The sequence below is a fragment of the Comamonas sp. genome, from assembly GCF_036643215.1.
Taxonomy (GTDB): Bacteria; Pseudomonadota; Gammaproteobacteria; order Burkholderiales; family Burkholderiaceae_C; genus Comamonas.
On record NZ_JAVXSJ010000028.1, the window covers coordinates 26,805 to 41,754 of the forward strand.

At 59.1% G+C, this 14,950-nt stretch carries 12 protein-coding genes; 4 read left to right on the forward strand and 8 right to left on the reverse strand.

The window, feature by feature from the left end:
- Positions 1-47: 47 nt before the first annotated feature.
- The 4 genes from RSF91_RS16290 to RSF91_RS16305 all read right to left on the reverse strand — a co-directional run bounded on the left by RSF91_RS16290 (position 48) and on the right by RSF91_RS16305 (position 6,061).
- Positions 48-1,178: an acyl-CoA dehydrogenase family protein gene (locus RSF91_RS16290; RefSeq protein WP_332569409.1), complete on the reverse strand. Its 1,131-nt coding sequence runs from the start codon at positions 1,176-1,178 to the stop codon at positions 48-50.
- A 25-nt stretch (positions 1,179-1,203) separates the two neighbouring features.
- The gene (locus tag RSF91_RS16295) at positions 1,204-2,415 is read right to left on the reverse strand and encodes an acyl-CoA dehydrogenase family protein (RefSeq protein WP_332569410.1); all 1,212 of its coding nucleotides are present in this window, start codon (positions 2,413-2,415) and stop codon (positions 1,204-1,206) included.
- 160 nt (positions 2,416-2,575) lie between these two features.
- On the reverse strand, positions 2,576-3,772 hold the full coding sequence (locus RSF91_RS16300; RefSeq protein WP_332569411.1) for an acetyl-CoA C-acyltransferase: 1,197 nt from the start codon (positions 3,770-3,772) through the stop codon (positions 2,576-2,578).
- Positions 3,773-3,943: 171 nt separating this feature from the next.
- Positions 3,944-6,061, reverse strand: coding sequence for a 3-hydroxyacyl-CoA dehydrogenase NAD-binding domain-containing protein (locus RSF91_RS16305; RefSeq protein ID WP_332569412.1), 2,118 nt, complete (start codon positions 6,059-6,061; stop codon positions 3,944-3,946).
- A gap of 111 nt (positions 6,062-6,172) precedes the next feature.
- Here RSF91_RS16305 and RSF91_RS16310 point away from each other — a divergent pair, with 111 nt between their 5' ends.
- On the forward strand, positions 6,173-7,093 hold the full coding sequence (locus RSF91_RS16310) for a LysR family transcriptional regulator (RefSeq protein WP_332569413.1): 921 nt from the start codon (positions 6,173-6,175) through the stop codon (positions 7,091-7,093).
- 57 nt (positions 7,094-7,150) lie between these two features.
- Here the strand turns inward: RSF91_RS16310 and RSF91_RS16315 are convergent, their stop codons facing one another.
- Positions 7,151-8,167 carry an AraC family transcriptional regulator gene (locus RSF91_RS16315; protein ID WP_332569414.1) on the reverse strand — a complete coding sequence of 339 codons (1,017 nt, stop codon included), beginning with the start codon at positions 8,165-8,167 and terminating at the stop codon, positions 7,151-7,153.
- 522 nt (positions 8,168-8,689) lie between these two features.
- Here RSF91_RS16315 and RSF91_RS16320 point away from each other — a divergent pair.
- On the forward strand, positions 8,690-9,532 hold the full coding sequence (locus RSF91_RS16320) for a TauD/TfdA dioxygenase family protein (protein ID WP_332569415.1): 843 nt from the start codon (positions 8,690-8,692) through the stop codon (positions 9,530-9,532).
- Between the two features lie 151 nt (positions 9,533-9,683).
- Here the strand turns inward: RSF91_RS16320 and RSF91_RS16325 are convergent, their stop codons facing one another.
- The 3 genes from RSF91_RS16325 to RSF91_RS16335 form a co-directional block, all read right to left on the reverse strand.
- Positions 9,684-9,908, reverse strand: coding sequence for a hypothetical protein (locus RSF91_RS16325; protein ID WP_332569416.1), 225 nt, complete (start codon positions 9,906-9,908; stop codon positions 9,684-9,686).
- A gap of 391 nt (positions 9,909-10,299) precedes the next feature.
- On the reverse strand, positions 10,300-11,358 hold the full coding sequence (locus RSF91_RS16330) for a 3-keto-5-aminohexanoate cleavage protein (RefSeq protein WP_332569417.1): 1,059 nt from the start codon (positions 11,356-11,358) through the stop codon (positions 10,300-10,302).
- A gap of 263 nt (positions 11,359-11,621) precedes the next feature.
- A complete protein-coding gene (locus tag RSF91_RS16335; protein WP_332569418.1) occupies positions 11,622-12,101 on the reverse strand; it encodes a VOC family protein in 480 nt (159 codons plus the stop codon).
- Between the two features lie 458 nt (positions 12,102-12,559).
- Between RSF91_RS16335 and RSF91_RS16340 the strand changes: the two genes are divergently transcribed.
- Positions 12,560-13,168 (forward strand): (2Fe-2S)-binding protein, encoded by a 609-nt coding sequence (locus RSF91_RS16340; RefSeq protein WP_332569419.1) that lies wholly within the window; start codon positions 12,560-12,562, stop codon positions 13,166-13,168.
- A 2-nt stretch (positions 13,169-13,170) separates the two neighbouring features.
- Positions 13,171-14,950, forward strand: a 1,780-nt coding sequence (locus tag RSF91_RS16345; RefSeq protein WP_332569420.1) for a molybdopterin cofactor-binding domain-containing protein, incomplete at its 3' end; no start/stop codon positions are given.

Here is a 14,950-nt window from a genome sequence, read left to right on the forward strand (position 1 = left end):
CTGGAAGACCCAAGGCCTTGCACAAGGCAAGGCCGGTTTGCGCTCAATCAAGCGTTCTGGCTCAGAGCCATGAATCGCGCCAGATGGTGATCTTCATCGCCAAACTGATGGTCAATCATGACCAGTCGTTTCGCGTAATGCGCCAGCGGCAACTCCCAGGTCATGCCGATGCCGCCGTGCATCTGAATGCATTCCTCCGCCACCATCGCACCCACATAGCCCACGGTGTACTTGGCGGCAGACAGCATCTTGGCGCGCTCCACACCTTCGGCGTTGTCGATAGCGTCAGCGGCGTTAACCACGGTGGAGCGCACTTGCTCCACTTCCAGCAACAGATCAGCCATGCGGTGCTGCAGCGCCTGGAAGGTGCCAATGGCTACGCCAAACTGCTTGCGGGTTTGCAGATATTCCAGCGTGTGCTGCTTGGCCACATCCATGGCGCCCAGCGCTTCGGCAGCAAGCGCCAGCAGCGCAAAGCCTTGCACATGCTCCAGCACGGCATGGCCTTCAGCGCCTAGCAAGGCGTCGGCGCTCAGTTGCACATTGTCAAAAGTCAGCTCGGCGGCGCGACCACCTTCCATGCGGCTGTAACCCCGCTTGGCCAGACCTGCGGCATTGCCATCCACCAGAAACAGGCTAATACCGGTTTCATCAAACTGTTCGCCAGCCGTACGGGCCGACACCAGCAGCAGATCGGCCTTTTCGCCAAAGGCCACTACGCTCTTGGCACCGTTCAGTACCCAGCCCGTAGCCGTCTTGGCGGCGGTCGCGCTGACGTTGTTCAACTCGTAATGGCTGCCGGGTTCGTCATGGGCCAGAGCAGCCATCACGGTGCCAGCCACGATGGCTTCCAGCTTCTGCTTTTGCGATTCGGTGCCCGCAGCAATCAGCGCCTGGCCCACGACCAGCGCGCCCAGCAGAGGCTCAGCCACCAAGCCACGGCCCAGCGACTCAAACACCACGCTGATGTCAAAACCAGAGCCGCCGAAGCCGCCCTCTTCTTCGGGGAACAGCGCGCCAATGGCCCCCTGGTCGGCAAACTGCGCATACAGCGTGGGGCTGTGGCCCTCAGCGCTATAAGCCAGCTGGTTGCGGTGCTCGATGCCGTACTGCTCAGAGACAAAGCGGTTCAGGCTATCCGCCAGCATGCGGCGGTCTTCGGTGTGTGTGAAGTTCATGTGCTTATTCCTTGCCTTGCCCGAATCAGAGGCCCAGGATCATCTTGGAGATGATGTTTTTCTGGATTTCGTTGGAGCCACCGAAGATCGACAGCTTGCGGTAGTTGAAGTAGTTGGCAGCAGCAGTTGCCGCTTCGTCGATCAGGCCGACGGGCTCCTCTGCATAGCCTTCGTACTGCGCTTCATCGATGTAAGGCACGGCATAGACACCCATGGCGCGGCGGATCAGCGACAGGATTTCCTGACGAATTTCCGTACCGCGAATCTTCAGCATCGAGCTTTCCGCACCGGGAACGCCGCCACCAGCCACCGCAGCAATCACGCGCAGATTGGTAGTCTTCATGTTTTCCAGATCAATCTCGACCTTGGCCATGCGCGCCGCAAACAGCGGGTCTTGGCTCAGAGGCTTGCCGTTCTTGTGTGCCTTGGCCGCCACCACCTTGAGCTTGGCCAACGCCGAGATGCAAAAGCCCACGCCAGCAATGCCGGTGCGCTCATAGGTCAGCAGATACTTGGCGTAAGTCCAGCCCTTGTTCTCTTCACCCACCAGGTTTTCCACCGGCACCTTCACATCGGTGAAGAAGACTTCGTTGACATCCTTGTCGCCATCCAGCGTGCGGATGGGGCGCACTTCCACGCCGGGAGTGTTCATGTCAACCAGCAGGAAGCTGATGCCGGCCTGTGCCTTGACTTCGCGGTTGGTGCGCACCAGGCAGAAGATCATGTTGGCGTGCTGGCCCTGGGTGGTCCAGGTCTTCTGACCGTTGACGATGTAGTGGTCACCCGTTTCGTCAGTGACTCGCACGGCCGTGGTCTTGACCGAGGCCAGATCGGATCCCGCACCGGGTTCCGAATAGCCCTGGCACCACCAGTCCTCACCTTTCAACATGCGCGGCAGCCAGTAATTTTTTTGCTGCTCGTTGCCATACTTGATCAGCACCGGGCCCAGCATGTTCACGCCAAAAGGCACGACACGAGGGCCGCCAGCCAGCGCGCACTCGGTGTCGAAAATGAACTTTTCCACGGCGCCCCAGCCGGGTCCGCCGTTTTCCATGGGCCAGTGGTTGGCATACCAGCCGCGCTCATTGAGAACAGCATGCCACTCGTCCTGATCGGCCTTGCTCAGACGTTGACCCGCCTTGACCTTTTGCGAAATATGTTTGGGCAGTTTGTCCGCGAGAAAGCTCTGTACTTCGACGCGGAACGCCTCTTCCTGGGGGGTGAATTGCAAATCCATTGCTATGTCCTAGTGATCCACGGCGCTTGGCGCCTTAACAGCCTTTGAAACTGGCGCGCTCGCCACGAGAGACGCCGAGCAAGGGCCGTCCCGCAGCAAGGGCGTCGTCCCCCTCCCGCGCAGCGAGAGAGGGGAAGCGGCAAAGCCGCTCTGGGGGTGTTTAGAAAATTTCAAACAGGCCTGCAGCGCCCATGCCACCCGCAATGCACATGCTCACCACGCCCCACTTCACCTTAGGGTCCTGGGCCTTGCGGCGCTGACCTTCCAGCAGAATGTGACCGGTCAGACGGGCACCCGTCATGCCAAACGGATGACCGATGGAGATGGCGCCGCCGTTGACGTTCAGCCGCTCATTGGGAATGCCCAGCTGACGCTGGCAGTACAGGGCTTGCGAGGCAAAGGCTTCGTTGAGCTCCCACAGATCGATGTCATCCACCGTCAGGCCGTGGCGTGCCAGCAGCTTGGGCACGGCAAACACAGGGCCGATACCCATTTCATCGGGCTCGCAACCCGCCACGGCAAAGCCGCGGAAGGCACCCAGAGGCTTCAGCCCAAGGCGCTCGGCCAGCTTGGCTTCCATCACCACACAGGCGCTGGAGCCGTCGGACAGCTGAGAGGCATTGCCCGCGGTGATGAAGTTGCCCGCACCCTTGACGGGTTCGAGCTTGGCCAGACCTTCGAGCGTGGTGGATGCACGGTTGCAGTTGTCCACGGTGGCGACGACATCGCGGTATGTGACTTCGCCGGTTTCCTTGTTCTTTTCCATCATGCGCGTGGCGCAAGGGATGATTTCATCCTTGAACAGGTCGGCTGCCTGGGCGGCCGCCGTGCGCTGCTGGCTTTGCAGCGAGAAAGCATCCTGGTCCTCGCGGCTGATGCCGTAGCGCTTGGCCACCACGTCTGCGGTGTCGATCATGGCCATGAACAGCTCGGGCTTGTGCTCCACCAGCCAGGGGTCCATGTCGGTGGGCAAATTGTTGCCGGGGCGCATGCCGGAGATGGTTTCGATACCACCAGCCAGCATCACATCCACACCCTCGGCCACCACGCGGCCCGCAGCCATGGCGATCGATTGCAGGCCCGATGCGCAGTAGCGGGCCACGGTGGCACCGCCAATGGACAGGGGGAGCCCCGCACGCAGCACGGCCTGACGACCCAGGTTGCGGCCCTGAAAACCGTCGGGATTGCCGCAACCCAGAATCAGGTCTTCAATCATGGCGGGATCAATTCCGGCGCGGTCCACGGCAGCCTTGACGGAGAAGGCCGCCAGCTGGGCAGCAGGAGTGACATTGAACTCGCCGCGGTGCGACTTGGTCAGTGGTGTGCGGGCGGTGGAAACGATGACGGCTTCACGCATGATTGTTGTCTCTGTGAATGTTTGAAAACTTTTTTAGTAGCTGCTTGCGCTTGTTATTCATTGATTTCAGATACTTTCAATACTGAAACCAATACACATCAAGCGCTAGCAGCTCCTTTTTTCTTAGCAATGGGCGCAGCAAGGGCAGCCCCGCAGCGAAGGCAGGAGGAGTTACTTGTTCAAGCTCTCGAAGCTCTTGCCTTCGGCCACCAGCTTTTGCAGCAGGGGGGCTGGCTTCCAGAACAGCGCGTCTTCCTTGGCAAAGGCTTCGATATCGGCCAATACTTTGTCCAGTCCCTGCATATCAGCCCACTTCATGGGGCCGCCGCGGTGACGCGGAAAGCCGTAGCCGGAGATAAAGGTCACGTCCACATCCAGCGGACGCAGGGCAATACCCTCGCCCACCACCTTGGCGCCTTCGTTGACCATGGCGGCCATGTAGCGGCGCATGATTTCCTCGGCGGTGAACTTACGCGCGGTCACGCCCTTCTTGGCGCGCTCGGCATCCACAATCGCCAGCACTTCAGGATCCTGCTGACCGACGCGGGCGCCTTGCGGATACAGATAGAAGCCGCGTTGGGTCTTCTGACCAAACCAGCCGTTTTCGCAGATGCGGTCAGCAATTTCCACGTAGCGGGCCTTGGGGTCACGCGTGGCAGCACGGCGCTTGCGCGTGGCCCAGCCAATGTCGCCACCGGCCAGATCGGTGACCTGAAATGGGCCCATGGCAAAGCCAAAGCCGCGCACGGCCTCGTCGATTTCGTAGGGCGACGCACCGTCTTCCATGAGGTAGTCGGCGGCCTGCTTGTAAGTGGCCAGAATGCGGTTGCCGATAAAGCCATCGCAAACACCGGCGCGCACGGGCACCTTCTTCATCTTCTTGGCCAGATCGAAAGCTGTGGTCACCACATCGGCCGCCACCTTGGAGGGCACAACGATTTCCAGCAGCTTCATGATGTTGGCGGGGCTGAAGAAATGCAGACCAATCACATCCTGCGGGCGGCTCGTGACGGCGGCGATGGCGTCAATGTCCAGGTAAGAGGTGTTAGTGGCAAGCACGGCACCGCTCTTGCAGGCGCGATCCAGCTCTTTGAACACGGCCTTTTTGACTTCCAGGTCTTCGAACACGGCTTCGATCACCAGATCCACATCGGCAATGTCGTCGTAGCTCGTCGATGGCGTATAACGTGCCATCACGGCGGCCTTGGCTTCCTCCGTCATGCGGCCCTTGGCGATCAGGCCGTTGTAGACCTTTTCCACATTGGCCTGACCACGGGCAATGGATTCGGCATCGCGCTCGATCATGGTCACGGCCAGGCCTGCATCGAGTGCCGACACGGTGATGCCAGCGCCCATGGTGCCGCCGCCGATGATGGCGATCTTGGCAAAGTGGCGTGGTGCCGCAGCCTTGGCTTCGGGGATCTTGGCGGTTTCTTTTTCCGCAAAGAAGGCGTGAATCAAACCTTGGCGCTGCGGGCTGTCGATGCAAGCCAGAAACTGGGAGCGCTCGAACTTCAGGCCTTGTTCAAAAGGCAGGTCCACGGCGGCTTGCACGCAGTCGATGATCTTCAGCGGCGAAAACAGACCGCGTGACTTCTTGGCCGTATCAGCGCGCAAGACATCAAGCTCGGCTTGAGCAGCGGCCTTGTCGGCAAGACAGATTTGATCGGTGCTGGTGCGGCGCAGGGGTGCGCCCTGTGCCAGCAGTTCGCGGGCATAAGCCAGACCTGCAGCCACGGGGTCGTTGCCCTCTTCCAGCTTGTCCACCAGACCTGCAGCCTGTGCAGCCTTGGCGCTCAGGGGACTGCCGCTGAGCATCAGCTCGGTCGCAGCCTTCACGCCCATCAGGCGCGGTGCGCGCTGCGTGCCGCCAGCACCTGGAATCAAACCCAGCGAGACTTCTGGCAAGCCCAGCTTGGCCGCAGGTAACGCCAGACGGTAATGGGCGGCCATGGCAATTTCCAAACCACCACCCAGCGCTGCGCCATGAATCACAGCCACAACAGGCTTGGTGCAGGCTTCAATCCGGTTGCAGACATCGGGCAGGAAGGGCGCGACCGGCGGCTTGCCAAATTCGCGGATATCAGCGCCAGCAATAAAGGCCTTGCCCTGCCCCACGATCAGCACGGCCTTGACGGTGGCACTGGCGTCTGCCTGCTCCATAGTGGCCACCAGTCCCTGACGCACGGCTGCGCCCAGGGCGTTGACTGGCGGGTTGTTGATGGTGACCAGCAATACGTCGCCGTCTTGCGTGAGTTCAACGACAGAAGCGGCAGTCTCAGAAGTCATGCGTGTCTCCGGTATGGTTTTATGGAATAGGCATCATTCTTACGGCGACAATGTTTTCTAACAATCCCATGAATCATTGACAGACTGTCAAAGAAATTCGAACAATGAACTATGGACTCGCAATCACTGACCCTGCTGGTCGAAATTATTGATAGCGGCAACCTCAGCCAGGCCGCGCGAAAGCTCAAGATGACTCGCGCGAATGTGAGCTATCACCTCACGCAACTGGAGAAGGCTGCTGGCGTGCAATTGGTCAAGCGCACCACGCGCCGTGTGGAGCCCACGGAGATTGGCATGCGCCTGTACGAGCATGGCCGCAACATTCACAACGAAATGCTGGCCGCACGTGAAGCGATTACGGCGCTGGGCCAGAGTCTGCAGGGCCGGGTAGGCATCAGCGTGCCCAGCGGCTACGGCCAGATCGTGATGAGCGAGTGGCTGATCGAGTTCAAGCGCCTGTACCCGGGCATCGTGCTCGATGTGCTGTTTGAGAACCGCGCTGACAATCTGCGCGACGATATGGACATAATGATCCGCGTGATTCAGGAGCCGCCGCTGTCGCTGGTGGCGCGCAGTTTGGGCACGGTGCGCTATCTGGCCTGCGCCTCGCGCGAATATGCGCAGACCCACGGCCTGCCCAAGACCTTGCACGCCTTGCGCGCCAGCCCGCTGATTACGGCCGGGGTGACTGGACGGCAACTGCGCCTGGCCGCCTACCTGGGCGCAGAGCGCCACGAGGTGATGCTGGAGCCCACCATGATCTCCGAGCACTTCCCCTTTTTGCGCGACGGCATTCTGGCCGGTCTGGGCGTGGGGCTGGTGCCCGACTATGTGGTGCAAGACAAGCTGGCCACGGGCGAAGTGCTGACCACGCTGGACGAATACCGGCTCAGTATTTTTGGCACCCACATGTACCTGCTCTACCTGCCCAACCGCCACCAGACCAAGTCCGTGCGCACCTGCATCGACTTTTTGCTGGCCAAGGCCCAACCCGAGGAAGAAGCCCGACTGGCCGCGCTGCCCAAGCTCTGAGCCCCAATAAAAAAGCCAGCTTTTACGCTGGCGTTTTTTATTGGGAAGAGGAGGGTTTCAGGACAACTTGCGGTTCAAGTTCTGCTGACGCCAGCTGCTGGGGCTTTGTTGAAAGTGCTTGCTGAACCAGCGCGTGAACGAGCTGTTTTCGGCAAACCCAGTCAGCGTAGCTGCCTCGCTGATGGACAGCTGCGAGTTTTGCAGCGCCCGCAGCGCGGCCTGGCTGCGCACGGCGTCCAAGGTTTCCTGAAAGCTGGTGTTATTCGTCTCAAGATGACGCTGCAACGAGCGCGCCGTAAAGCCCAGCGCCCCAGCCACATGGGCAATGCTGTGGCGGCCGTGCGGCAGAAGAGATTGCAGAGTGCTGCGCACCTGCTGCTCCAGCGACCTGGATGCGGGGCGCGGCGCATGGCTTTCCATCAGGCTGCGGGCATGGCTTTCCATCAGGCTGTCGTGATCGATATTGAGCTGCATCATCTCGTCATTGCTCACCACAATGCCGTCGAAATCCGAGGCAAAAACAATCTCGCTGCCCAGCACCCGGCGGTGGCTCATGGTGCTGCTTGGCGAGCTGTGCGAGAAGTGAATGCTGCTCGGGTTCCAGCTCTTGCCCAACTGGTGGCGACACAGGCTCAGCAGCGCGGTTATGCCCAGTTCTGTGGGATGACGACCGGGGTTTTCGCGCTCAGTATCCAGGTGCAGCTGAATGATGGAGTAACGCCCCTGCGTCACCACTTCGGTACCCACCGTGCTGCTGATGAGGTGGTTGTAATCCTTGAGCGTCTTGAGCATCGCCGACAGGCTTTCCTGATGCTGCAGCAGCAGGCTAATCGGTCCGAAGTCTGACAAGCGCCAATAAGAGCCCATGAGCAGGCCCAGCGATGCGTGACCCGTCTGAGCAGACGAGGCCTCTAGCAGCGTGGCAAAAGCGGATTCAGGAACCAGCAAATCGGGGGAGTTCAGGCAGCTGTGATCCAAACCCACTTTGCGGAACATGCTCAGGGGGTCGATTCCCAGCTCATTCGCCACTCTGGCGTATTTGCTCAGGCTCACACTTCGGATACGGGGCTTCATCGTGACCAACAAATCTCTTGACCTGAGTCCTGCGCGCGGCTCAAGTTCATCTATGGGATGCAGGCCTTTGGGGTAGTCCTGCGTTTTTAGGCTTTGATATTTATCAATACGCAGATAACAAGTCAATCAATAGATACCACTAGAGCCTTGCCAGCCTTGGCCCAAAGAAAGCAGGCTCTCCTCTGAAAACTCGCACTCACCCTGAAGCTTTTGCTTACTCACTGGCAGTCCATTGCAAACCTTTAGACCGGCACAACGCGCATCCAACCAGCCCACGCCCACCGCCTAGGGTTTTCCATTTGCTGACACAGAGGGCAACAAGCTGACGCGATTGGTCAAGCACTCCCAAGCCTGCTGCGCTGAAAATTTTTCCCATCTGCTGGTGTGAGTGGATACAGCGCCAAGCCTTTCTGAAGGCCTCGCTCCACAGACTCTTGGCATCGCTTGTGATGCGCTCGGCACAAGGCTCAAAAACCTTACCCAACCAGAGCCGCAGCCGTTTATAGAATTGAGGATAAGACGATGAAAGTCGAACAACTGACCTGCAGCATTGGTGCTGAAGTTTCCGGCATCAGCCTGGGTGATGCCTCACGCGATACCGGTCTGGCCGAAGAAATCCGCGCCCTGCTGCTCCAGCACAAGGTACTGTTCTTCCGCGATCAGGACATCACACGCGGTGAGCACGCAGCCTTTGCCCGCCACTTTGGCGATCTGGAAGACCACCCCGTGGCAGGCAGCGACCCAGACCACCCCGGTCTGGTCCAGATCTACCGCAGCGACAAGCGCGAGAACTACGAAAACACCTATCACACCGATGGCCAGTGGCGCGAGACGCCCACCATGGGCTGCGTGCTGCGCTGCGTTGAAGGCCCGGCCGTGGGTGGCGACACCATCTGGGTGAATATGGCTGCGGCCTACAACAACCTGCCCGATGACATCAAACAGAAGATTGACGGCCTGAAGGCCAAGTCCAGCATCGAACACGGCTTTGGGGCGGTCATGCCCGAAGAAAAGCGTCTGGAGCTCGGTCGCCTGCATCCTCCGGTCGAGCATCCTGTGGTTCGCACTCACCCCGAAACCGGTGAGAAGATTCTGTATGTCTGCAGCTTCACCACCCACTTTGCCAACTACCACACGCCCGAGAACGTGCGTTACGGTCAGGACAAGACACCCGGTGCCAGCATGCTGCTGAACTACCTGATCAGCCAGGCCGCCATTCCTGAGTATCAGGTGCGCTTCCGCTGGAAACCCGGCAGCGTTGCCATGTGGGACAACCGCTGCACCCAGCACTACGCAGTGCAGGACTACTGGCCCGCCCCCCGCAAGATGGAGCGCGCAGCCATCATTGGCGACAAGCCGTTCTAAAAACGAAATGCTGCAGGGCTCCGTGATGGACTCCCGTGCAGCGGTTTCCGCACCGTTTGATTGATCGCTAAAACCATAGCTGCTAGCGTATACCTAATCTAAAAATCACCATAAAAATAGCTGCAAGTGCTTTGTAAAAAAGCGCTGGCAGCTATTGTTTTTTGCACTGATGAAATCTGTTTGGTAAGTTGTAGATCAAAGGCTGGATCTCGCTCTTCATTTTTTTCGCATCAGGACGATGCATCACAGCAAAGCTCAAAACGAAATAGGTGAAGTACGCGAATACGACTGAAGCTGCGATAGTCCATTCGCACTTTGCAGCAATGATCAGCAGGAGCACAAGCAACGCACCGATGGTCAGCGGCTTGCCTGCCACTGGAGCCTCCCCAGGAGATGGAAACAGCAACCAACGTCAAAAGCATTGCAACGATGGCTGCCATGCTAAGCATGATCCAGAGTGGAGCGGTCATTGCAGTGCGGTTGGTCATGAAGTCGTATCGTGACCTTGGAAGCGTGCCAACACAACCACTGAGACTGCATCTCTGCAAAGCCCGTTGACGAATATCCATGCAATGTTTAGCAGAAGCCGTTGCATGAGTCACCGGAAGACTCGCTAGAAAGAGCGCCCATGAGTGCACTCAGCCGATTACATGCTTGTGTAACTCCCCATAAAAAAAGGTCTCCTAGGGAGACCTTTTTATGGCTCATGTCAGTTCAGCAGACGCCGTGCGCACACAACATATCGCTGTATTGCGCCCGGCTTGTCATCAGGCCGTTTTGCGCAAGAAGCCTTGATTGCCGCCGTTGCGGTTAGGTGCAAAGCCGTTGGCAGCCAAGCTTTCTTCCACGGTGTCGTAGAACACGCCGATCTTGCTGATCTCGCGAGCTTCCTTGGCCGTGGCAATGGGGCGACCAAACTCGCGCGAGATGCGCACCAGCTGCTCGATTTGCGAGACGGTGCTGGCCTTTTCGGTGCGAGTCTGGTTCCACAGGCAGTCTTCGGTGCCGCAGCGCACGTGCAGACCAGCAGCAATGCCCCACATGTTGACGGGCAGCACGTTGCGCACATTGCTTTCCACCGTCAGCACCGCGCCATCGGGTACGGAGCGCACAAAGTTGGCCAGGCTATACAGGCTTGGCGTGTCCATGCCACCGGCAATGGCCACCCAGTTCATGACCAGCGGGCCCATGTAAAAGCCTCGGCGCATCAGGCGCTCCACCGATTCAAAGCTGTTCAGGTTGTAGCACTGGAAGGCGCTCTGAATGCCTGCCTTGGTCAGGCGACGTACATGCTCTTCCACCCAGCCGGGCTGGGCGGGCACGGTCATTTCCTTATAGGCATTGAACAGCGCGCGGTTCTGGCGCGAAGTGCCTGCAAAGTCAGCGTCTTCCGCCTGGTCGGTCACGTTCATCTGCGAGGTATTGACCGTCACGGTCACCTGATCTGGCACGGGATCCAGATCAGCCAGCATGTGGCGGGTGTCGTCGCTCAGCCACTTGGCGGCCTGGCCTTCGTCTTCGGGGGCGAAGCTGATGGAGCCGCCCACTTGAATAATCATCTCGGGCACGGCCTTGCGCACACCAGCCACCAGTTCGTTGAACTTGGACAGGCGCTTGCTGCCCTTGCCATCCAGCTCACGCACATGCAGGTGCAGCACGGTGGCACCGGCGTTGTAACAATCCACCGCCTTCTGGATTTGCGCTTCCATGGTGACGGGAATGTCTTCAGGAAAGTCCGAAGGCAACCAGCCCGGCGCGTAAGGCGCTGCGGTAATGATCAGGGGCTGCTGGTTTTCGGGGAACAGATGGCCGTCGAGAAAGTTCATTGCTAGTCTCCAATTTGAATGCGGACTTCGACGGACAGCAAAACCTGAGCATGCCTCTCATCTGCAATGCCACCAGACATTCATACAGACATGAGCTGCGCCAGCCAGCAGGCACCGGATCGTCGAAATTGAAAGCAAATTCAATGTAGATCAGCTGTGCTGAGACCATTTGCCCTATCGCGTTCAGCGCTTGGCAAAGTGCGCCACGAAGGTTGTACGCCCTGCGGCGACCCACTTTCTTGTCGGACCGCCAGCAGGCGAAATCACCCACGCCATGAGGCTTCGATTGCGGCGATATCGATTTTGGTCATGCCCATCATGGCGTCAAAAGCACGCTTGGCCGCTGCGCGATCAGGATCGCTGATGGCTATCGTCAGCACGCGTGGCGTGATTTGCCATGACAACCCCCACCGGTCTTTGCACCAGCCGCATTGGCTTTCCTGCCCGCCGTTGCCAACAATTGCGTTCCATAGCCGATCCGTTTCTTGTTGGCTGTCCGTCGCCACCTGAAATGAGAATGCCTCGCTGTGCTTGAAGGCAGGCCCTCCGTTCAGGCCCAGGCACGGGATGCCCATTACGCTGAATTCGACGGTCAATACATTGCCTTGCTTGCCTGCAGGATAGTCACCCGGTGCATGGCTGACAGCCCCGACTGAACTATCAGCAAAGGTCTGGGCGTAAAACATTGCGGCTTCCAGAGCCTCGCTTTCATACCAGAGGCAAATCACATTTTTGCTGACCATAGGAGCGCTCCTGAACAAAGGCAGAGACATGTCTGCGGGTGGTGAAACCTTCGCAAGCAAGCCGTGGTCGTTTTCGGCTCACAACGGCATCAAGTTGGACTCGCATTCGCCAGCGAACTCAATACTAAGAGCAATCTGCGCGGGCATCTGCCACCCATAGCGCATTTGCGCACCGCAACGGTTTCAGCAACAGGCTGAGCGGTACCCGCCGAAATGTTTGCATATCTATCAGAACTGACCTACTGCACCACCCAAAGCATGGGGTCATGCTTTCACTGCCGCTCACCGCTCAAAAGGAGCACTTGCTCACTACCCGACAAATACGCATCTGGCTGGAACACACCAGATCAGCCGAGTCTGCTTTAGATCAAGCCAACCCAGCCTATTTTTGTATAGTCATATAATTGACTACACATATATAAGACCTAGATTCTTGAAACCTACGATCAGCTGACGTCATGAAATTCACACTAAACGGCCAGGAAGTGGATGCGCAAAGCGCCACTGCCGACACTCCTCTTCTGTATGTGCTGCGCAATGACATGCAGCTCAACGGCCCTAAATTTGGTTGCGGCCTTGGCGAATGCGGTGCCTGCGCCGTGCTGATCGACGGCAAGGTGGCGCGCTCCTGCTCGGTGCCGTTGAATGCAGTCGCCGGCAAGAAGGTCACAACGCTTGAAGGCCTGTCGCCAGATGCCAGCAAGGCCGCCAGCACCAAGACGTTGCAAGACCGTGCCGTGCTGGATGTCAGCGCTGCCAAAAACGATGCGCCCGCCGCATCGCGCACCTACACCCTGCATGTGGTGCAGCAGGCTTTCGTCGACGCTCAAGCGGCACAGTGCGGCTACTGCACCAACGGCATGGTCATGGCACTGGTGGCCCTGTTCAACCAGCAGCCCAAGGCCACGGACGATGAGATCAAGCACGCCCTGTCTGGCCATCTGTGCCGCTGCGGCACCCATGTGGAAATCATGCAGGCCGCCGCACGCGCCCGTGAATTGATTGCTCAGGGCCATAGCCCCGCCATTCCCGCCGCCGGCGCATCCACACAAGCAAAGGCTGCCTGATCATGAAATTCTTCACCAAAGACAATCAAGCCCAGCTTACCCGTCGCCAGCTGCTCAAAGCTGGTGGCATGCTCATGGTCGGATCCGTCGCGGGCAGCCATTTGCTGATGGCCCAGACCGCCCCCGAAGCCGCCGCCAAGGGCCTCTTTCCGATTCCTTCGGCCAAGATGGTGGACAGCTTTATCGCCATTGGCGCTGATGGCTCCGTGACCGCCTACAACGGTCACGTGGATCTGGGCACCGGCATCCGCACCGCGCTGGGTCAGTTGGTGGCTGACGAACTGTATGTGGACTTCTCCGCCGTGACCATGGTGCTCGGCCATACCGCCCGCACACCCGATCTCGGCCCCACGATTGCCAGTAACACCATTCAGGTTTCATCCCTGCCCATGCGCCACGCCGCAGCGCAGGTGCGTCAGTTGCTGATCAAGCTGGCCAGCGAAAAATCCGGCGTTCCCGCCGAGCGTATCACCACGCAAAAGGGTGTGGTCATTGCAGGCGGCAAGCGCTTTGGCTATGGCGAGCTGGTCCAAGGTCTGGACCTGCAGATCGAAGTGGACGAAAAGATCGAGCTACGCAAATCGGGCTTTGAGTACATCGGCAAGAGCGTTCAGCGCGTAGACATTCCCAACAAGGTGCTGGGCGCCCTCACCTACATCCACGACCTGCGCGTGCCCGGCATGCTCCATGGTCGTGTGATTCGTCCGCCCTATACCGGCGCTGACGCTACGGCGCCTCTGGGCTCTAGCCTGGTGTCGGTCGATGAAAAGTCCATCGCCCACCTGCCTGGCATCATCAAGATCGTGATCAAGGGCGACTTCGTCGGCGTGGTCGCCGAGCGTGAAGAACAAGCCATTGCGGGCATGCGCCAGCTCAAGGTCACTTGGAAGGAATGGGCGGGTCTGCCTGACCTGTCCCTGAACGGCCTGCACCAAACCCTGGTCGATCACACCAAGACCGATCGTGTGCTGCAAGAAGATGAAGGCGCCCTGCAAGCGGTAGAGCAAGCCAAGATTCAGCTGACACGCGACTATGTCTGGCCCTATCACGCCCACGGCTCCATCGGCCCATCCTGCGCGATTGCTGAAGTCGGCGAAGGTCAGATCCAGGTCTGGACTGGCTCGCAAAACCCTCACGACGTGTGCAAGGACATCTCCAAGCTCATGGACGTGAACGCCGACAACGTCAACGTGACCCGCCTGGAGGCCTCCGGCTGCTATGGCCGCAATTGTGCCGACGACGTCTGCTCCGATGCCGTCCTGATGTCTGCTGCTGTGGGCGGCAAGCCCGTGCGCGTGCAGTTGATGCGTGAGCAGGAATCGGGCTGGGAGCCCAAGGGCACCGGCCAGCTGATCCGCGTGCGCGGCGGCATGGACGAGCAACACAATGTGACGGCCTACGAGCTGCGTACCTGCTACCCATCCAACAATGCCTCCGCACTGGCTCTGATCCTCACGGGCAAAGTCTCGGCCAAGATCGATGCGCAGCAAATGGGTGACCGCACGGCGATTCCGCAGTACGAATATCCCAAGATGCGCATGATTTCTCAGGATGCCGTGCCTATCGTGCGCGCCTCCTGGATGCGTGGCGTGTCCGCCCTGCCCAATGTGTTTGCCCATGAATCCTGGATTGATGAGTGCGCCTATCTGGCCAAGGCTGATCCTATCGAGTACCGCCTGCGCTACCTCAAGGACCCACGCGCTGTGGCGCTGATTGCTGAAGCCAAAAAGCAATGCAACTGGCAGGACGGCCCTGCCCATCGCAACCCTGCTCCTGCAGACC